Source organism: Acidobacteriota bacterium (assembly GCA_022562055.1).
GTDB lineage: Bacteria > Actinomycetota > Acidimicrobiia > Spongiisociales > UBA5794 > BMS3BBIN02.
Genome location: JADFQA010000021.1, coordinates 14,235 through 33,460 on the forward strand (window position 1 = coordinate 14,235; position 19,226 = coordinate 33,460).

Here is a 19,226-nt window from a genome sequence, read left to right on the forward strand (position 1 = left end):
ACGACGACGAGAGTGAAGGCGGTGGCGGCACCCTACCTGGCGTTGGGAGATTCGATCGCTGCCGGCACCCAGCAGCCAGTACCGTTTACCGACAACGGGTACACCGGCCGCTTGTTCAAAGATCTCAAAGATGAATACGGGTTCGACACGTTCGTGAACCTCGCCTGCCCTGGCGATGACACCCGCGAAATGCTCGACGGTAACTACGGGTCGTTCTGCTACGGAGATAGCGCATTCCTGCCACCCGGCGGATCCTCGCAGTTGGCCGCCGCGCTTGCCTATCTGGTGGCCAACCCCGGCGAAGTCAAGCTCATCACATTGACGATGGGTGCAAACGACATCCTCGGTTGCAACTTCGCTACCCCAGCGGGGATCCCTTGTTTCTTCGGTGCTCTTGATCAGATCGGCGCAAACCTGACGGTAATTCTCGCGGCATTGCAAGCCGCCGCACCAGGCGTCCCGATCATTGCGATGAACTACTACAACTCGAACCTCGGTTTCTGGCCGGTCGATCCCGCGCTTGCTCTGTCGACACAGCCGCTTGTTCCGTTCTTCAACGGAGCGCTCGCAGCGGTGTATGGAGTATTCAGTGTGCCGGTTGCGGATGTTGAGACCGCGTTCGATACGTTCGACACGAACGGGAAGATCCCCAAGAACTTCCGATCAATCTGCAAGTACACGCGGATGTGCGCGAAGCAGCACGGAACCTATGTTCAAAGCCTCTTTGAAACGGCCACATCTGGATTGCAACCTGACATTCATCCGACAAACAAGGGTTACAAGCAGATCGCTAAAACGTTCAGTAATCTGATCGAAGATCTGGACCTGTTCGACGATGATGGTGGCGATTCTAACGACGACTAGCTCTTTGAGCGTGCTGCCCAGAAGGCGGCAACTCTTTGCAGAGGTTGGTGATTGTGGGCGCAACTCCATGTTGCGCCCACAACCGCGCCCCGGTCGGGGTAGGGACGCCGGTTTTGGGATTTCGGGCCAGATCGCCTGGCGGGAAGCAGCGTTACGAGTTGGCGAGCTGCTGGGAGGTGGCTTCGTAGCCCTCGTCAAACATCTGGGCGGCTTCGTCTTTTGTGATGTCGAAGTCCAGGGGGTCGCGAGTTGCCGGCACCACGATGACGTGGGCTTCGACGTTGGGGAGACTGCCAAGGGCGTCGCGAGCTTTGATACCGGAGGCCACGACAGCCGCGGCGTACGAAACGGGACCGTTAATCAGCCGGTGGTCTTCTTCGGATGTGCCGGTCTCGAATCGGAATCCCAGGATCGGGAGACCCGCCGACATGTCGACCACCCGTAGCCCAAAGTTTGCTGCCATTGCGCCATCGATGAGCAACGTTTCATGGCCCTTCACTTTCACCTTGACGGGTCGGAACACGAACGGCACGGCAGACGAGGCGCGCACCGCCCACGCGACCGAGGTGCTTTCTGGTGTCCGACCGAGTTTTTCGAGGTCATCCGGCAGCACGAGGCCGCGCACGTGGGTGACATCGGTCACGATCACGCGAAATGTGGTCGTCGGTGAATCGGCCGCAACGAGGTCTGCGAAGGTGCGGATGCCGCGTCTGCCAAGGAGTTCGTTCCAGGTGCGTTCGATCTCCTTTCCCATGAATATGCCGTTGCTCCTCAGCATCGCCAGGCGTCGGCCAATCGCCGGAATTCTGGCGACAAAGTCGGCGTCCATGAGTCCGGGCCAATCAACGTCGCACACAATCGATCGGAGTTCTCCCGCCGAGTACCCGGCAGCGACGAGGGCACCGACCATTGCACCCGCCGAGGTCCCGACCACACGTTCAAATACGTAGCCGCTGTCCATTGCAGCAGCAGCGGCCCCTGCCGATGCGATGCCGCGGATGCCACCCCCCTCGAACACCCCGATCACGTTTTCACCCATACCAAATATAATACGACCGGACCGCTGTTTTGTTCCGCATCGGTCAGCAGCGAGGGAGTATGACAAGGGACCGCGGCCCTCTCCTCTTTGCTGCACCGACTTGTGCGGCTCGCAGGTCGAGAAGAACTTGGTTCAGTCGTCGGCGGGCGGCCGCCGTGACATGTCTCCTCATCGTCCAAGAACCGAACCCCTATTCGTTACGCGACGTGTTGCTCGTGTAGGTTTGGCTACGGGCTCGTCATCGGGAGGCGGGGGTCGGTTGGTTGGTTGTCTAGCGATGCTCGGACCCAGGCGTGTACGGGGTCATCGCAGAATCTCCAGGCGCGGTCGGGTGACGGGCCGGCCATGACGTTGAGGTAATACATGTGGTGCCCGGGGGCTGCCGCTGCGGGACCGTGGTAGCCGCGTGGCACGAGATATACGTCACCGTCTTGCACCCTCATCGTGTCATCGATCTCGCCGTCATCGGTGTAGGCGTTGAAGAGACCAAACCCGTCATCTCCCGCAATGCGGAAGTAGTAGATCTCCTCAAGTTCGGTCTCTGTTTCACTCGTCTCATCGTGCTTGTGTGGGGGATACGACGACCAGCTTCCCTCGGGCGTTAACACCTCAACTGCAATCAGCTTGTGTGCATCAGCGGAGTCGGCGCTGAGGAAGTTGTTGATCTGGCGAGTGCCGGAACCGCCGCCCCTCACCTCGACGCGGACGTCCTTGGCATCGACGCGGTACGGGTCGATGCGTCGTGTTGCTTCGGCCGTACACAACGCGATCTGGCACGGTTGGTCAGCGATCAGCCGAACCGAGGTGTCGATGGGCACATACGCAAAGTCGGTGACTGCGTCGAACACCCCAGACCGACCCGCGAGAGTGAAGGAATGAGACTCGACTTGAACGGTCACGCCTCCCGAGAGAGGGAGGATCGCCATTTCTGTGGTGCCCGTGACGAGATCGTGAGTGGCGTTCGCGTCCAAATTGAGGACGCGTAGGCCCGAGTACCGCCAACCGGCCCGGGTAGCGTCGATGTCGACCAGAGCGTTTCCGCTACCGCTCGATCCTGCTGGGTAGAACCGTCTAACCATGTCGGCCTCCTTGGAGTAGTTGAGCAGCGCGGTCCACGGCTTCCATCACGGTACCGCTCCTCGGATACAACAGTGTGCGCCCTACAACGAGGCCGCGCACTTGTGGAATCTCCAAAGCCCGGCGCCATCCCTCATACGTTGTGGCGGGATCGTTCCCTGGGTCCCCGCCGAGCAGCAGAGTCGGCAGGGTCGTGGACGCCATAACCCTCTCCATGTTTTCGACCACCGGGATCTTTAGCCATGTGTGCGCAGATGTTGCTCCTAGGCCGCAAGCAACCGAGACTGCATGAATGATGTCGTCTGGCTCTTTGGAGATGACGACGCGATGATCGGTTGTGTGGTGCGCGGGCAACGGTTCGACCATCGCCATCAGCGAAAGGTCCGCAAGTTCGGTCACCGCGTGGCCGCAGGCTTCGAGGGTGGCGTTCGTTCTGTCGTCATGTGGGTCGATCCGCAGCAGCATCTTTCCGCCGTCGAACCGCATCGCCGCGATGTGAGCCGCATCGTATCCGGTGAATCTATCGTCGAGTTCCCACACGCTTCCGGCCAACCCGCCTCGGTTCATCGATCCGATAACCAGTTTGTCTTCGAGTAACCCGAGCAGCAAAAGATCCTCAACGATGTCGGCGGTGCCGAGAACACCGTCAACCCGCGGGTGTTCGAGTGCGGTAGCGATGCGGTCCAGCAGAGATCGACGATGGGCCATTGCGAACGGATCTTCGCCGACCGCCAGTGCCGAGCGTGCCGGATGATCGGCTGCCACCAGGAACAGATCGCCAGCCGCCGCAACCGTCGCGACGGTCGCCCGGGACCTTCGCCTCGCGGCGGCAACCACCGCCTCAGGTTTCTCCGCCCGGACTCGTAGCAACTCCGCGAAGGCGCTATCCGTGATCATCCATGAACTCCCTCACCTGCTGTTCAGTTGGCATGGCGTCGGCACAAGCGAGCTGCGTTGCGACGTACGCACCCGCAGCGTTGGCAAAACTGAGAATATCGATCGGGTCCCAGCCGAGAAGTAGACCGTGACACAGCGCCCCGCCGAAGGCGTCGCCGGCACCTAGGCCGTTGACGACGTCGATACGCAACGCGGCAACTCTCTCGATACCGTCCTTCGTTGCAAGTAGTACCCCGTCAGGTCCCATCTTCACGATGGCGATTTCCAGGCCGAGTTCTAGGAGACGCTGCGCCTGTTGTTCAGGCGTTCCGGGACCAACGGCGACTTTGCATTCTTCTTGGTTGCCAACTGCCACCGAGACGAGGCTCAGCGCCTTTCGCTGATACTGCCCCGCTGTTTCGGGAGAAGACCAGAAGCTCTCGCGGTAGTCGAGATCGTGAATCGTGTGCTGCTTTTCACCGCGTGCTTCAAGGGCCGCGAGCGTTGCGGTGCGACTCGGTTCATCGGCAAGGGCGGCGCCCGTGGTCCAGAAGATGTCTGCATCGCGGATCGCATTTAGATCTAGGTCGCTTGCCGAAATGTTCATATCCGGTGCCTTTGGCTCTCGGTAGAAGAGCAGGGGAAAATTGTCCGGCGGGTAGATCTCGGGAAAGACAAGTGGCGTGCGATACTGCGTATCGGTGCTGACGTAACGGTCATCAACCCCGAACTCGCCTAACGCGACTCGCACGTACTCGCCAAAGCCGTCATCCCCGACAGCGGTGATGACTGCCGAGTTGTGGCCGTAGCGGGCCGCAGCCACCGCGACATTTGTTGGACTTCCACCAAGAAACTTTCCAAACGACTTCACCTGCGACAGCGGAAGCCCGATTTCTGATGGATAGAGATCGACACTCACGCGACCGATCGTGATGACCTCAAAACCGACCTTGTCGTCAGGTCCGGTCTCATGGTTCACCATTGGCCATCGCACGATGGCGCCGCGCCAGGTTCAGCGCAATGACTTGAGCGCCACTCACAGACCATGTGCCACATCCTCCAAAAACGAAAAGCTCTCCGCTGCTGCAATGATCGGTCCTTCTCCCGGGTCGGGCTCGGTGTCCAACACGATATCTTGTTCGATGACATACCAGCCGTCGTAGCGATCCTTTTCGAGGGTCTCGATGAACGCACGAATATCAACGCTGCCAGAACCGAGCGGTACGAACAGTCCGTCAATCACCGCCTGACGAAACGCCAGGCTTCCCGAACTTACCCGTTTCGCCAGCCCGGGATCGAGGTCTTTGAGGTGGACGTGGGCGACACGCCCGGTTGCAGACTCTGCTATCGCTACCGGGTCGGCCCCTGCGAGGGCAAGATGACCAGTGTCGATACACAGATCGACGCTGGTCTTTGCAAGGACTCGCTCGACATGATCTTGGCGGACGACGGCCATCCCCCAATGTGGGTGCAGGGCGGTTCGCAGACCGTGGCGGGATGCAATTTCAATCGCCTCGCCAAGGTTGGTAAGGAACGTGTCCCATTCGGCATCGTTCAGGTCAATCTGAATGTCGTAGCCAGCGTGGGGGGAGTCCGGCCCGAGCACCATAACCGGCGCTCCGGTGGCTGCGAGTGTTGCCGCAGCACGATTGATGTATGCAAGGTTCTCAGCGCTCAGCTCGGGGACGTACAGCACGGCGGGGATGAAGCCGCCGACCATGGCAAGCCCAATACGATCGAGAAGACTCTGCAGTTCCTCAGTGGTGGACGCGAGGTAGCGATCCGGACCGAGTTCGGTCGCAGAGAGCCCGATCTGTTTCATCTCGGTCAATACTCGTTCGGCGCTCATGAGATGGCCCCATCCGGGAGACCCGTCGACGCCCCAGGTAATCGGCGCGCCCGCGATGCGGCTCAAGAATGTCATGTCACTTCCTCCGTAGTCACGATCCGTCCCTCACGGGCTGACAGCGTGCACGCCTCCGCAATCACGAGCGCTGACCTCGCATCCTGCACTGAGCATTCTGCCTGACCGCCGTCTTTCACCATGGAGATGAACGCGTTCATCTCGCTTTCGTAAGTCCCTCCAAAACGTGGAATCCACTCGGTGTATGGGTCGCTGGGCGGTGGAACACCCGGCTCGACCGAACGCAACGGAGTGCGCGGATCGAGACCGATCGCTATCGAGTCCTTGGTGCCGAACACTTCCATTCGAACGTCGTATCCGACAGGGTCCTGGCGCGATCCACACAGGGCGGCAAGCGTGCCGTCATCGAGCCACAACGTGACCACCGACTGGGCGTAATCACCAAACTTTTTGAACCAGTCGAACCCCTTCGTGGAGCCTGCCGCGTGAACCTGAACGACTTCTCGGCCGGTAATGAATCGGAGGATGTCGAACTCATGGATCAGCTGGTCGCGGAACTCGCCCCCTGAATGTTCGATGTATTGCTCGCTTGGCAGCTCGTAATCGTGGTGTTGTCCGACGATGAGTGTGAGGGTGCCGAGGCTTCCGTCTGCGACAAGATCCCGAGCTGCTCGGTACCCGGGGTCGTACCTGCGGTTGAACCCCATCTGTACCTGAACATTGCTGGCGGCGACCGTGGCAACGGCTCGGTCGGCGTCCGCGAGATTCATGGCGATCGGCTTCTCGCACAGCGCGGGCACACCGTGTGAGACGGCAAGCTCGATCTCTTCGACGTGCATGTCGGCCGGTGTGCAGATGACAACCGCATCCACCGATTCGAGCAGTTCGTTCGTGTCCGTTGCAACAGTGCCGCCGACAGCCGAGGCGACGCGTTCGGACGAGGCAGGGAACACGTCAGTGATGACGATTGCAGACACATCTGGGTGGCGGCTCAGATTATTGGCATGGATGGCCCCAATGCGGCCGGCTCCGATGAGGCCTACTTTCATCTGTATCTCCTGGCAAGGTCTTCTGTGTTGAAGTTGGAACGTTCCAAAAATGCTTCTGTGTTGAAGTTGGAACGTTCCAAAAATGGGACGGTATACTCGCCACCAATTCGATGTCAAAGTTGGGATATGCTGGATAGCGAACCCGTCTTCTTCATCTTGCTGATCGACGGCCCAAGCGGCGAGCGTGCAGATTAGCGCGGAACTGCACTTGCGGAGAACCCCTGTGATCATTTCAAACCACACTTCTACGGAGTAACCATGGAGACTGTTCGACTTACTACGGGCCAAGCGATTGTCCGATGGCTGGTCGCACAACGTACGGAAATTGACGGTGTTGAAGTGCCTGTATTTCCCGGTGTGTTCGGAATCTTCGGTCACGGCAACGTCGTTTCTCTCGCCGAGGCCCTTGCCCAGGTGCAAAACGAGATGCCGACGTGGCGAGGACACAATGAACAGTCCATGGCGCTCGCCGCAGTCGCGTTTGCGAAAGCGAAAAACCGCCGCCAGATCATGATCGCAACCTCATCGGTCGGGCCAGGCTCGACGAACATGGTTACGGCCGCCGCGGTGGCGCACGCCAACCGGCTTCCACTCCTGCTCATCAGCGGTGACACATTTCAGCACCGTATCGTCGACCCTGTCCTCCAGCAGGTCGAACATTTCGACAGTCCTTCGACGACTGTCAGCGACACGTTTCGGGCTGTCACCCGGTTCTGGGACCGCATTACGCGACCCGAACAGATCATCCAAACCCTGCCTCAAGCCCTGGGCGTGATGCTCGACCCAGCTGACTGCGGTCCCGCATACATCGGGCTGCCGCAAGACATTGCTGCTGAAGCTTATGACTACCCGGCGCAGTTCTTCGCAACAACCGTCCACCAGATTCGGCGCCCCGGCCCAGACGTCAGGGAAATCGCCGCAGCTGCGTCCCTTCTCTCAGCCGCCTCGAAACCGCTCATCATTGCAGGTGGCGGGGTGCGCTACTCCGGGGCGGTTGCAGAGTTGACCGCCTTTGCGGTCCGACGTGGGATCCCCGTTGTCGAGACCGTGGCAGGGAGGTCGACCATGGTGTCTGACCATCCGAACTACGCCGGGCCGATCGGTGTGACGGGCAGCACGTCAGCGAATGCGCTCGCTGCTGACGCCGATGTCGTCATGGCTGTCGGGACTCGTCTGCAAGACTTCACAACCGGGTCTTGGTCTGTTTTCAAGAACCCCAAAATGCGCCTCGTGTCGATCAATGTTGGGCGCTTCGACGCAACCAAACATCACGCTGTCACCGTGGTCGGCGACGCTCAAGTCTCGATCACGGCCTTGGATGACCTGCTTGGCGACTACAAGGCCCCCGAACAATGGTTGCAGCGGGCCGGTCAAGAGAGACGTGATTGGTACGCCTATCTCGATGAACTTGTCGCTCGCAACACCGACATTCCGACGTACGCCCAGGTTGTTCGCGCGGTAAACGACATGGCTGACGACACCGACTATCAGGTGTCCGCGGCTGGTGGGCTGCCTGGTGAGATCAACATGGGGTGGATGAGCAAGTCGGTTGGCTGTTTTGACGTTGAATATGGATTCTCATGCATGGGGTACGAAATCGCCGGTGCCTGGGGAGCGAAGATGGCTCTCCCAGGGCGGGAAGTGATCTCGTGGGTTGGTGATGGTTCGTACCTCATGGCGAACTCGGACATCTACTCGACAGTCGCAACCGGGCACAAGGTCATCTTCATTGTGTGCGACAACGGCGGATTTGCTGTCATCAACCGTCTCCAGGTGAACACCGGTGGAGAAGAGTTCAACAATTTGCTGAGGGACACAAAAAGGGTGGGCGAGGCTCGGGTTGATTTCGTCAAACACGCCGAGTCCCTTGGCGCGACTGCTGAAAAAGTTGTCGGCATTGCAGAGTTCCGCGCCGCGTTCGCACGAGCCAAGCAGTCCGAGAAGAGTTACGTGATCGTCATCGATACGGACCCCTACGAGTGGACGGATGGCGGCGCCTGGTGGGAGGTTGGCGTGCCCGAGGTATCTGACAGAGACCAGGTCCGAGTGGCTCGGGCTGAATTGGACGCCGAACGCAAACACCAACGTCCCGGAATCTGGGTCGAGTAAGGGTCCAGCGGCGAATCGGTTGCCTCGGCGAGCTCCAGCTGACGACGTCGCCCAAAATTTTGGAACGTTCCAACTTTGCCCTGTTACAGTGTGCAGCTATGGGGCATCCAACAATTCTCGACGTCGCTGCGGAGGCAGGTGTCTCCAAATCACTGGTCTCGCTGGTCATGAGGGACTCTGACAGAGTCAGCTCAACCAGCCGGGATGCTGTGCTCGACGCCGCCAAGAAACTTGGTTACCGACCCAATGCGGCAGCTCGGACAATGGTCAGAAAACGCTCGCTTGCCATCGGAGTGATGGTATCTGACCTTCACAACCCGTTTTACGCTGAGGTGATCGACGGGATCTACGCCGCGGTCACGGAAGCCGGATACCAGGTCATTCTGACCACCGGTAACCGCGCGCAGGAGAAGGAGACCCTTGCTGTGGCGACCCTTCTGGAGATGCGCGTCGACGGATTGATCCTCACGTCCCCGGTCATGGGAGGAGAGGCTGCAGTCGAGCCATCATTAATCGTGCCGACGGTCATCATCGGTCAAGCGACCAGAGCGAAGGGTTTTGACAGCGTCACTAACGATGACCGCCACGGTTCCGAGATGGTGGTCGACCATCTCGTCGAACTCGGGCACCGTCATATTGCTCACATCGATGGTGGCGCGCACGGTAGTGCGAAATCGCGTAGAACCGGCTACTTCAAAGCAATGCGACGACACGGACTCGAAGACGAGATCCAGGCTGTGAGAGGAAGCTTTACTGAAGAGGGCGGACGTTCCGGGATTCTCCAACTTCTCTCTGGTCCTGTACTTCCGTCCGCCGTTTTCGTTGCAAACGACTTGGCCGCCATCGGTGTGTTGCGCGTGCTCGACGCCGAAGGGTTGTCGGTCCCACGTGATATTTCTGTGGTTGGCTACGACAACACTACGCTTGCAGTCAGCCGTCGCCTAGGGTTGACCACGGTCGACCAGCCGCGGTTTGATATGGGTCGCGTAAGCGCTGAACTCATTTTTCAGCGCCTCGTCGAAGGCCGGGTGACCGCACGCAACGTCGTCCTTGAACCGAAGCTCGTGGTTCGAGAGTCGACCGGTCCGCCATCTTTTCAGAAAAATCAATCGGAGTAAACGCCATGAAAGTTATCAACCACTGGATTGATGGAGAGTTCGTCTCCACTAGGCCTAGCCGAACAACTCCAGTGTTCAACCCGGCCAGCGGGGCGCAAACCGCCGAAGTCGCTATGGCGACTGTCGCCGGCGTCAATGCGGCCGTCGCGTCTGCGAAGAAGGCCTTTGAGACTTGGCGAAACGCACCGCTGACCCGTCGACAGAACATCATGTTTGAGTTTCGTAACCTCGTGGCGGAAAACCGTCAGGAGCTTGCCGAGGCGATGACCGCCGAGCATGGCAAGACCATCGATGACGCTCTCGGGGAGGTTCAACGCGGTCTAGAGGTCATCGAGTTTGCTTGCAACATTGCACACTTGCTCAAGGGTGACTTTTCCGAACAGGTCTCGACCGGTGTCGACACGTTCTCTATCCGGCAGTCGCTCGGCGTGGTGGCCGGTATTACGCCGTTCAATTTCCCGGTCATGGTGCCCATGTGGATGTACCCGATTGCCATTGCGTGCGGAAACACCTTCGTGCTCAAACCGTCTGAGAAGGATCCCACCGTGTCACAGATGGTGGCGGAGTTGTTTAAGCGGGCGGGCCTTCCCGATGGTGTATTCAACGTTGTCCACGGTGACAAAGAGGCCGTCGATGCCTTGCTCACCCATCCCGACATCGCGGCAATCTCGTTTGTCGGCTCGACACCGATTGCGCGCTACATTCACGAAACGGGTACATCTCACGGCAAGCGTGTGCAGGCCTTGGGCGGTGCGAAGAATCACATGATCGTGCTGCCGGACGCAGACATGGATCTTGCAGCCGACGCTGCAGTCTCCGCTGGTTACGGGTCGGCTGGCGAACGCTGCATGGCGATCTCGGTAATAGTCGGGGTCGGTGACGCGATCGATTCGTTGCTCCCAAAAATACAGGAACGGATTGCTGATCTGAAGATCGCACCGGGGGACGCTGAAGGTGCCCAGATGGGACCTCTCGTGACCCAGCAGCACCTCGATAAGGTCAGGTCGTATGTCGACGCTGGAGAATCTGAAGGTGCGACGCTCGTAGTAGATGGGCGTGGGTTACAGGTCGACGGCTGTGAGGCCGGGTACTTCATTGGACCGAACCTTTTTGACCATGTCACGACTGAAATGTCGATCTACACCGACGAGATATTCGGTCCGGTGCTTTCATTAGTGCGCGTCGAACACTACGAAGACGCCATCAAGCTCATCAACGACAACCAGTACGGCAACGGGACCGCGATTTTCACCAACGATGGCGGAGCGGCCCGCAAGTTCCAAAACGAGATTCAGGTCGGCATGGTCGGTATCAACGTACCGATCCCAGTTCCACTCGCGTTCTACAGCTTCGGTGGTTGGAAGGATTCCATTTTCGGGTCAAACGCTATTTACGGCCCTGAGGGAATCCGTTTCTACACGAGGCCCAAGGTAGTGATCACCCGCTGGCCGGATCCGATTCATCGAGGTGTGGACCTGGGCTTCCCGCAGAACCAATAAGGCCTGCAGAACCACTAGGGATCACGGAACCGTCGTGCGAGGAGTGCTCACTCCGAGGGCGGCTCTCTGTGGACGTTGCGGTTTGGTGGGATCACCCATCCGACAAGACCGATAGGCAGAATGAACGGAACAATGATTCCGCCCAATGCCAGGAGGCCCAAGATTAAGCGCCGTTTCTGAAACAGTCTCACGACTCCTACGATCCACACAGCGAGCATGACCGCGAGTAGTAGAGCTGTTAGTACTTGACGGATGGTCGACCTCCGACGGCAACGTTAGGAGTTTCGTGGACGATCCGGCGGTTGCTGATGTGAAGCGGACGCGCTGTGCTTGATGGAACGTTCCAACCCATATACTAAGCAGACGGACATTCAGCCGGCGTAGGGCCAGTCCTCAGGACGGACTCCGTCAGCCAAGACAAGGAAACAGCACCATGCCTGAACGCCAATACAAAAGTCCGCTGCACGAAACCGTCAGCGCTTACGCGACGGATCTCTGGAATGACTCATGTTCGGTGGCAGAACTTGCATACGCGATTGAACACGGAGCCGTCGGCGCGACAAGCAATCCGACAATCGTCGAACAGGTTCTCAAGCTTGAACGCCATCTGTGGGAAGATCGGATCCACGAGCTGATCGCCAAGAACGCCACTTGGTCTGATGAAGATGTCATGTCGAAGGTTTCCGAAGAGATCGCGGTTAAGGGTGCGGAACTTCTACTCCCAGTGTTCGAGCGTGAGAACGGGAAGAAAGGTCGCCTGTCGATCCAGACAAATCCTTCGTACTTTCGCAATTCTGACAAGATGATCGAGCAAGCGATTCGCTACGACGCCCTCGCGCCAAACATGCAGGTCAAGCTGCCTGCTACCAGCCGCGGTATTGCTGCAATTGAAGAGGTGACGTACCGGGGGGTGAACATCAATGCAACGGTGAGCTTCACTGTGGCTCAAGCGGTTGCCGTTGGCGAAGCAGTCGACCGTGGTCTTGCCCGACGTGAGGCGGACGGGCTACCTATCGATGGCATGTCCCCGGTCACGACCATCATGGTCGGCCGCACCGATGACTGGATGCGCGTGGTCGCCGACAGGGACGGCATCACCGTAAATCCACAGTACATCCCGTGGGCTGGTGTAGCGGTGTTTAAGGAGGCTTATCGGATTTACGAGGAACGCGGGTTTCGATCTCGACTGCTCGCAGCTGCCTACCGGCACCACCTGCACTGGTCCGAGTTCATCGGAGGCGACGTCATCCTCACAATCCCCTCGAAATGGCAGAAACTCTTCAACGGTTCAGATGTCGAGGTGAAGGATCGCATGGGCGACCCCGTTGCCCCTGAGATCATCTCCGAGCTGTACGATCGAATTCCGGATTTCGCCAAGGCATACGACGTCGACGGTATGACAATCGAGGAGTTCGATACCTACGGGGCGACGGTACGCACGCTGCGTGGCTTCATTGCCTCGTATCACGAGTTGGTGCGAATAATCCGCGAAGACTTCATGCTCCCGAACCCCGACGTGAGTTAGCAATCGTGGTTGCCGGCGCATCAGAGCGACGCGAGTTCGCCGAGGACATCGCGGTCGAGGCCGGTGAGCTGGCATTGTCGTATCGCGGGCGCGACAACCTCAACGTGCGTTCCAAAGGGGTTCTCGACTGGGTGACCGAGGCGGACCTTGCTGTTGAGCGGCTGATCCGCGACAGGATTCGCGAGACGTTTCCCGGCGACGGCTTCTTTGGTGAAGAGGGGGTTGACGACAGCTCACAGTCGGGCACGAGCAGCCCGACGTGGGTTGTCGATCCGATCGATGGCACGACCTGCTTCGTTGCGGGGTTACCAAGCTGGTGCGTATCGATTGCGTGTTTAGACGGTTCGGGTCGCCCGTTCCTCGGGGTCGTCCGCGATCCGAGCGGTGGCGAAACTTTCTCAGCGCTCGAGGGTGAAGGCATGACCATCAACGGCCGTCTGAGTGCGGTACCCCAGATGGGTATCACCGATGGGCTCGTCGGGGTCGGCCATCCCAGAAACGCTCCGGACGAGCCGACTCTAGATTTCCTCAAGGGGCTTTTTTCGCAAGGAGGACTTTTCTACAACGCTGGTTCGGCCGCTCTCACCATGGCGTACGTTGCGGCTGGCCGCCTCGTAGGGTTCTTCGAGTCTGACCTTCGGGCGTGGGACGCCTTGGCGGGCGAGGTACTCGTTCGAGAGGCCGGTGGCTGGGTTACGAGCTTCATGCGCGACGGCTCCTTGGAGACCAGCAAACCGGTGCTCGCCGCAAACCCAGGTAGCCGCGAGGTGCTGTGGAACCTTGCGAAAAACACGTTCGACGGCGTCGACGGTCCACACGGAGCTCGGCAATGATCAGGATTCTTGCCGTCGCTGACGAGGTCGACGAGGGGCTAACGCGGAGTAGATTGCTGCAGCTTGAGGTAGACCTCATTCTGGCGTGCGGCGATCTACCGTTTGACTATTTGGAGCGGCTGCGATCCGATGCCGAGGTTCCCCTCCTATATGTCCACGGCAACCATGATCGATCGCCGAGGCATCGCAAAGTGTCTGCATATTTGCCAGCCCAATACACGCCAAGAAAACCGCGGGAAGTTGTTGGCTGCACTGATCTTGAGGACAAGTGGCGAGACGAGATGGGCATTCGGGTGGTTGGGCTCGGCGGTTCCGTACGGTATAACGATGGGGCAAATCAGTTCACCCAGACAGAGATGCGCAAACGTGTTCGACAACTCGGTCGGCGGACCCGGCTGCAGCGATTCCGCGACGGCAAAGGCGTCGATATTTTCATTGCTCACTCACCGCCGCTCGATTGCGGAGATCAGCGGGATCCTCCACATCGCGGATTCGCAGCGTTTCACAAACTCATCGAGAGGGTTTCCCCGAAGCTCATGCTTCATGGCCATATCCATCCACATGGGACGCCACGTCCCGACCGATTCCTTGGCCGGACCCGCATCGTAAATGTGGTGCCGTATCGGGTTGTGGAGGTCGAGTAGTGGCCTACTCATCCTCGTTCGCCAAGGCCCACCGTAAAGAGGTGTATCGCAGATTGACCAAGGTCGTGCGCGGTGGCCGATCGATCGCCCTCCCATCGTTCACTGAGATGCAAACCCGTCTGTCGCTTTTTCGACATTCCTATGTCGGGTTGGAGACAATTGAACTGTCAAAGATTGTTGGCACTGTCGACCGATCCAACGATTTTGATCGCGACTTCCTGCCACGTACTGCACAGACGAGGGAGCGTTGGGAGCGGCTCGAGCGTGCTTTTCCGACATTGGGGTTTCCGCCGATTTCGGCGTACCGAGTTAACGATGTGTACTTCGTGATCGATGGCAACCATCGTGTGGCCCTAGCCAAGCAGAAGAAGGCGGAGTTCATCGACGCCGAGATCACTGAAATCCGCACCGATGTCGAGATTGACGAGGATATCGATTTTGAACGCGTTCTCTACCTCGAACAGGCGCGGCACTTCATGCAGCGCAGCGGACTCGCACGATCGCGTCCGATGGCGCGCATCGATTTCACCCATCCCAGAGAATTCGCTGTGCTTCTCGATATTGTGAAGGTCCATGGATACGATCTGATGATGGAAAAAGGCGCGCTGCTAGAACCGTCTGAACTTGCCGCCGATTGGTATGACAGTGTGTACCTTCCCGCGGTCGAATCAATTCGGTGGGAAAGATTGCGAGAACTTGAACCGAAGTTCACGGACGGCGATTTGTTTCTCTGGGTGCTCAAGCGGCGTGGCGAACATGATGCTGGGCATGGCGAACAGTCATTTGAGGACGCCGTACGCGAAGTTGCACACGAGCAGGAGCGTCGAATAAAGGTGAGGGCGCGTAGAGCGTTTGGTGTCCGCTAGTGCTGCAAGATTCGGTTCTCGTACTCCGGGCCTAGGTAGATTCACGCACCAGTAGCTTCGGCTCCCACAGCTGGACTTCTCCTTCCGACGGGGTCCCCTCTGCCACGCAGGAGAGCAGTGCGTTGAAGGCAGCATCCGCCATACCGAAGCTGTCTTGGACGATCGTTGTTAGCGGCGGGTTTGCTGTCGCTCCGAATGGGATGCCGTCGTACCCGACGACCGCGATGTCTTGAGGGATGCGTAACCCGAGGTCGAGGCACGCAATGAGCGCACCCATCGCCATCGTGTCGTTAAACGCCACGATGGCATTGAGGTCGGGGTGACTCTTGAGAAGCCGCATTGCAGCCTCGCGTCCTTCGTTTATCTTCGGATAGTCTGCTTCTACCGGCGGCCGAATAGTGTCCGTCTTGGTCGCAATTGAGCGTTTGAGCGCAACGAAACGCTCATGGATGACATCGGGAAACATTTCATTCATAAGAATACCGATGCGACTCTTTCCCCGACTCACGAGATGGTCGATCACCAAATCCGCGGCTCGCACTTCGTCCATCGCAATCGAGACGACATTGGGGATCCTGCTCGTTCGACCGAACATCACGACAGGGCGTCGGCTGTTTCTAGCGAACAGTTCAATGTCAGCATCGCCAAGAAATGACGGAAAAAACGCGACACCATCGACTCCGAGAGTGAGCAGCGTTTCCAACGTGCCCATCCCGCGATCATCGCTGAAATCGAGTTCGGTGACGACCAGGTAGTAGCCGTGTTCTCTGGCGGCCGCTTGCATGCCGGCACATGTGTCGCCGAAGTGAAGGTCCCGCATGTCGACCGTCGCAAAACCGAATGTCAGCGATGTCTGGGTGACCAGGGCCCGCGCCATGCGGTTTGGTCTGTAGCCAAGCTGTTCGATCGCCTCTTCTATTCGACGGCGGGTTGTTGGCGCGACGCGCGGGTTGTCGGATATCACCCGCGAGACCGTTTGGCGAGAGACGCCGGCGATCCGCGCGACGTCGACAATCGTCGGGCGGTTGGTTTCGTTCGTCTTCGTTCCTATTGCCACGTAAACAATTCCCACTGCATCGAAGGGTGTCATTTACAAAATCAGTTGACACCCAGTGATCGTTTACTCTAGGGTGCCGTGTGAACGTTCACATGCGTTCACAGATTAAGGAGGCGAGCCGCGTGTTGCCAGCTTTGGTGCGCGTCGGCGTCGTTTCGTAATTCAAAAGGTCCCAGATATCCTGGACAAGGAGGTCATATGAGAAGGCAAAGAGTACGGTCACGATCGTTCCTGTTTCTTGTGTCGGCGTTTGCATTGATCGCAGCAGCTTGCGGTAGCAGCACCACTGACACGACTGCGGCGGGTCCGCCAGAGACGGTCATCGTCAACGTCCCTGGCGAGACGGTCACGGTGACCGAGATCGTAGAAGTTGAAGTACCGGCCGAGGGCGAGCTAGTCACGATTGTTGCCCGTTGTAAGGCGAACCCAGGAACCGAAGAGGGTCGTTGTAACAACCTACTTCGCGGTATCGTCGAGGTAAATGCAACGCTTGAAGCTGATGGAGATTCGCGCCGAGTACAGTTGAAAATCATCCAGGACAATGCTGACTGGGGTGACTACAAGACGGAGTTCGAGCTTGCTTCCGCTGCTGGCGAGGCTTCAGACATCATCGTGTCCGGTCATGAAGACATTGGAGCTTGGGCTACGTCTGGCATCATCACAGATGTCACGAACCTGATCCCCAACTACCCAGAGTTTGACGATGTCGTCGAAACGCTGTGGTTGTCTACCGAACTCAACGGCAGCCGCTGGGGTGTTCCGCAGGACGCCGAAGCCCGCCCAATGTATTTCCGCAAGGATCTCTTGGCCGAGCTTGGCTGGTCACAGGACGAAATTGACAGCTTGCCTGATCGTGTCGCAAGTGGTGAGTTCACCATGGAAGACATGTTTGATACCGCCGAAGCAGCCATTGCGGCTGGCGTTGTCGCCAATGGCAATGGCTGGTGGCACAGGCCAGTGAACGGTCCTGACTTCTTGTACTTCTACTACGGAGCCGGCGGAGTCACACAAGAGGCCGGCAACGATGCGTTGATATTCGATAAGGCCGCTGCGCTCAAGGTGTACGAGCTGTTCGAAGATGCAACCCAGACACGCGGCATCATTACGGACACCCGTCTTGATGGTGACTGGACCAACTGGAACACAGGGGTCGCCACTGGCGACGTACTGTTCTGGTTCGGTGGATCGTGGCAGTGGGCGGACTGGGCAGTTAACTACATCGCCGATCGCGGTGGTGAAGAGTATCTGTTCGACAACGTCGGCTTCAGTGCAATTCCTGCGCAGACAAACGGAACCGGGAACCCGATCACACTGACCCACCCATTGGTGTACATGGTGAGTTCTGCTTCCGAGCATCCAGACCTTGCAATGCTTGTCATTGCTAAGGCGACGACGAAGGAACTGAACACCGAGTACGCAGTTACGAGTGGTCACTTGGGCATTCTCAATGCACAGTTGACCTATGAGCCATTCACGAGTGCACGGATGTTGAGTGAGGTGTCGTCGATCCTTCAGTTCACGACATTCCTGCCTAACAGCCCGTTCTTCAGCGCTTGGTCCGAGGCGTACTACCTCGGTATCCAGGCCGTCTCTTCGGGCGACGTCGACGCTGCTGGAGCACTTGAAGTGGTCATTTCCCAGCTCGAAAACGAACTGGGTGAAGGCGTAGACATCAGGTCGTAGTCATCAGGTAATCCGACTATCGACAAGCCAGTCCGGGGGTGGGAAGCGAGACTTCCCACCCCCGCACTCGGCGATCCTCCCCGCAGATCGATGCGGGCACCCCAAAGGAAGAGAGGGAAGTGGCCGATCTATGACCGATTTAGCTGTCGACAACAGACCCGAACCGCAGAGCGTCCTACCCGATCATCGGAGTAAGGGCACACAACTTCGGGCGACTTTGACTGCCTATGGGTTTATGAGCCCGGCGATCGTCTTGGTAATCACGTTCTTCCTGATACCGGGCGTCCTCCTGATCCTTCTCAGCACTACGAGTCTCTCGTCTGCGAACTTCACTTCAGCCTGGGAGTACATCGGTCTCGACAACTTCTCGCGACTTTTCAGTGACGCGTTCTTCCCCAAAATCCTCCGCAACACCTTTTTCTATACATTTACAACGCTGGTGGTGTTCAATCTCGGACTTGCACTTGTACTCGCTCTTGTTACGACGAACATTGCACGCAAGGCAGGGTTCTTCTTTCGCCTAGTGTGGTTGCTTCCTCGCATCACGCCATCCGTCATTTACATCATGATGTGGAAACGTCTCGGCGCCGCAGCACCATTCGGAATTATCAACCAGATCGTTCCCGAGCAACTCGGAGCGTCGGGTGGGAACCTGATCATCGGTGGCAGCCCGTGGCTGTTCGTGATTCTCGCCAACGGCTTCGTCGGCGCCTCATTCGGCATGATCATATTTACATCGGCGATCGAATCGATTCCCAAGGACTTAATCACCGCTGCCAAGGTTGACGGTGCGGGCACTTGGCGCCTCATCAGGGACATAAAACTTCCGATGATCAAATGGCCGCTTCTTTTCATCGCCACCTATCAGACGCTTTCCCTACTCACATCGTTTGAGTACATCTTGCTGCTCACTGAGGGAGGACCTGGGCTATTTGGTACTGAGGTCTGGGCCCTGACCGCCTACAAACGAGCATTCTCGACGTACTTTGGAAACAGTCAATGGGGGTACGGGGCAGCGTGGGCTGCAGTGATCGTCACGGTCGGCCTCATCCTCTCCATTGGGTATGTGAAGCTATTCAAATTCAACGAACTCATTGCAGAGCCAAAGATTGAGAACCTCTGA

The 19,226-nt window shown here is 58.2% G+C and carries 17 protein-coding genes; 10 read left to right on the forward strand and 7 right to left on the reverse strand.

The window, feature by feature from the left end; all coding sequences use genetic code 11:
- Positions 1 to 21: 21 nt before the first annotated feature.
- Positions 22 to 864, forward strand: coding sequence for an SGNH/GDSL hydrolase family protein (locus IIC71_08725; GenBank protein MCH7669262.1), 843 nt, complete (start codon positions 22 to 24; stop codon positions 862 to 864).
- A 151-nt stretch (positions 865 to 1,015) separates the two neighbouring features.
- On the opposite strand, the gene IIC71_08730 is transcribed toward IIC71_08725, so the two are convergent.
- The 6 genes from IIC71_08730 to IIC71_08755 form a co-directional block, all read right to left on the reverse strand.
- Entirely contained in the window at positions 1,016 to 1,903 is an 888-nt protein-coding gene (locus IIC71_08730) for a patatin-like phospholipase family protein (protein ID MCH7669263.1), read from the reverse strand.
- 227 nt (positions 1,904 to 2,130) lie between these two features.
- Positions 2,131 to 2,982, reverse strand: a complete 852-nt coding sequence (gene iolB, locus IIC71_08735; protein ID MCH7669264.1) for a 5-deoxy-glucuronate isomerase — start codon at positions 2,980 to 2,982, stop codon at positions 2,131 to 2,133.
- A complete protein-coding gene (locus tag IIC71_08740) occupies positions 2,975 to 3,877 on the reverse strand; it encodes an aldolase (protein ID MCH7669265.1) in 903 nt (300 codons plus the stop codon). The genes iolB and IIC71_08740 overlap by 8 nt, the downstream gene beginning before the upstream one ends.
- Positions 3,864 to 4,838 carry a 5-dehydro-2-deoxygluconokinase gene (iolC, locus tag IIC71_08745; GenBank protein MCH7669266.1) on the reverse strand — a complete coding sequence of 325 codons (975 nt, stop codon included), beginning with the start codon at positions 4,836 to 4,838 and terminating at the stop codon, positions 3,864 to 3,866. The genes IIC71_08740 and iolC overlap by 14 nt, the downstream gene beginning before the upstream one ends.
- A gap of 54 nt (positions 4,839 to 4,892) precedes the next feature.
- The gene (locus tag IIC71_08750) at positions 4,893 to 5,780 is read right to left on the reverse strand and encodes a TIM barrel protein (GenBank protein MCH7669267.1); all 888 of its coding nucleotides are present in this window, start codon (positions 5,778 to 5,780) and stop codon (positions 4,893 to 4,895) included.
- On the reverse strand, positions 5,777 to 6,769 hold the full coding sequence (locus IIC71_08755) for a Gfo/Idh/MocA family oxidoreductase (protein ID MCH7669268.1): 993 nt from the start codon (positions 6,767 to 6,769) through the stop codon (positions 5,777 to 5,779). Before IIC71_08755 ends, IIC71_08750 begins: the two co-directional genes overlap by 4 nt.
- Positions 6,770 to 7,027: 258 nt before the next feature.
- Between IIC71_08755 and iolD the strand changes: the two genes are divergently transcribed.
- The 7 genes from iolD to IIC71_08790 all read left to right on the forward strand — a co-directional run bounded on the left by iolD (position 7,028) and on the right by IIC71_08790 (position 15,363).
- Entirely contained in the window at positions 7,028 to 8,878 is a 1,851-nt protein-coding gene (gene iolD / locus IIC71_08760; protein ID MCH7669269.1) for a 3D-(3,5/4)-trihydroxycyclohexane-1,2-dione acylhydrolase (decyclizing), read from the forward strand.
- 98 nt (positions 8,879 to 8,976) lie between these two features.
- Positions 8,977 to 9,996 carry a LacI family DNA-binding transcriptional regulator gene (locus IIC71_08765; GenBank protein MCH7669270.1) on the forward strand — a complete coding sequence of 340 codons (1,020 nt, stop codon included), beginning with the start codon at positions 8,977 to 8,979 and terminating at the stop codon, positions 9,994 to 9,996.
- 5 nt (positions 9,997 to 10,001) lie between these two features.
- Positions 10,002 to 11,495, forward strand: a complete 1,494-nt coding sequence (locus IIC71_08770) for a CoA-acylating methylmalonate-semialdehyde dehydrogenase (GenBank protein MCH7669271.1) — start codon at positions 10,002 to 10,004, stop codon at positions 11,493 to 11,495.
- A gap of 433 nt (positions 11,496 to 11,928) precedes the next feature.
- Positions 11,929 to 13,020, forward strand: coding sequence for a transaldolase family protein (locus tag IIC71_08775; GenBank protein MCH7669272.1), 1,092 nt, complete (start codon positions 11,929 to 11,931; stop codon positions 13,018 to 13,020).
- Between the two features lie 5 nt (positions 13,021 to 13,025).
- Positions 13,026 to 13,853, forward strand: coding sequence for an inositol monophosphatase (locus tag IIC71_08780; GenBank protein MCH7669273.1), 828 nt, complete (start codon positions 13,026 to 13,028; stop codon positions 13,851 to 13,853).
- Positions 13,850 to 14,497, forward strand: a complete 648-nt coding sequence (locus IIC71_08785) for a metallophosphoesterase (protein MCH7669274.1) — start codon at positions 13,850 to 13,852, stop codon at positions 14,495 to 14,497. Before IIC71_08780 ends, IIC71_08785 begins: the two co-directional genes overlap by 4 nt.
- Positions 14,497 to 15,363 carry a hypothetical protein gene (locus IIC71_08790; protein ID MCH7669275.1) on the forward strand — a complete coding sequence of 289 codons (867 nt, stop codon included), beginning with the start codon at positions 14,497 to 14,499 and terminating at the stop codon, positions 15,361 to 15,363. Before IIC71_08785 ends, IIC71_08790 begins: the two co-directional genes overlap by 1 nt.
- Positions 15,364 to 15,394: 31 nt before the next feature.
- Here IIC71_08790 and IIC71_08795 read toward each other — a convergent pair whose 3' ends face one another.
- Complete coding sequence (locus IIC71_08795) at positions 15,395 to 16,420, reverse strand: LacI family DNA-binding transcriptional regulator (GenBank protein MCH7669276.1); 1,026 nt, start codon at positions 16,418 to 16,420, stop codon at positions 15,395 to 15,397.
- Between the two features lie 198 nt (positions 16,421 to 16,618).
- Here IIC71_08795 and IIC71_08800 point away from each other — a divergent pair, with 198 nt between their 5' ends.
- Positions 16,619 to 18,103, forward strand: coding sequence for an extracellular solute-binding protein (locus IIC71_08800; protein MCH7669277.1), 1,485 nt, complete (start codon positions 16,619 to 16,621; stop codon positions 18,101 to 18,103).
- Between the two features lie 130 nt (positions 18,104 to 18,233).
- Complete coding sequence (locus tag IIC71_08805; GenBank protein MCH7669278.1) at positions 18,234 to 19,226, forward strand: sugar ABC transporter permease; 993 nt, start codon at positions 18,234 to 18,236, stop codon at positions 19,224 to 19,226.

Coding starts and splice junctions, on each gene's coding strand:
- iolB (MCH7669264.1), bottom strand. CDS start 2,982: ATGGTTAGACGGTTCTACCCAGCAGGATCGAGCGGTAGCGGAAACGCT.
- IIC71_08750 (MCH7669267.1), bottom strand. CDS start 5,780: ATGACATTCTTGAGCCGCATCGCGGGCGCGCCGATTACCTGGGGCGTC.
- IIC71_08770 (MCH7669271.1), top strand. CDS start 10,002: ATGAAAGTTATCAACCACTGGATTGATGGAGAGTTCGTCTCCACTAGG.
- IIC71_08755 (MCH7669268.1), bottom strand. CDS start 6,769: ATGAAAGTAGGCCTCATCGGAGCCGGCCGCATTGGGGCCATCCATGCC.
- IIC71_08765 (MCH7669270.1), top strand. CDS start 8,977: ATGGGGCATCCAACAATTCTCGACGTCGCTGCGGAGGCAGGTGTCTCC.
- IIC71_08740 (MCH7669265.1), bottom strand. CDS start 3,877: ATGATCACGGATAGCGCCTTCGCGGAGTTGCTACGAGTCCGGGCGGAG.
- iolD (MCH7669269.1), top strand. CDS start 7,028: ATGGAGACTGTTCGACTTACTACGGGCCAAGCGATTGTCCGATGGCTG.
- IIC71_08785 (MCH7669274.1), top strand. CDS start 13,850: ATGATCAGGATTCTTGCCGTCGCTGACGAGGTCGACGAGGGGCTAACG.
- IIC71_08805 (MCH7669278.1), top strand. CDS start 18,234: ATGACCGATTTAGCTGTCGACAACAGACCCGAACCGCAGAGCGTCCTA.
- IIC71_08800 (MCH7669277.1), top strand. CDS start 16,619: ATGAGAAGGCAAAGAGTACGGTCACGATCGTTCCTGTTTCTTGTGTCG.
- IIC71_08775 (MCH7669272.1), top strand. CDS start 11,929: ATGCCTGAACGCCAATACAAAAGTCCGCTGCACGAAACCGTCAGCGCT.
- IIC71_08730 (MCH7669263.1), bottom strand. CDS start 1,903: ATGGGTGAAAACGTGATCGGGGTGTTCGAGGGGGGTGGCATCCGCGGC.
- iolC (MCH7669266.1), bottom strand. CDS start 4,838: ATGGTGAACCATGAGACCGGACCTGACGACAAGGTCGGTTTTGAGGTC.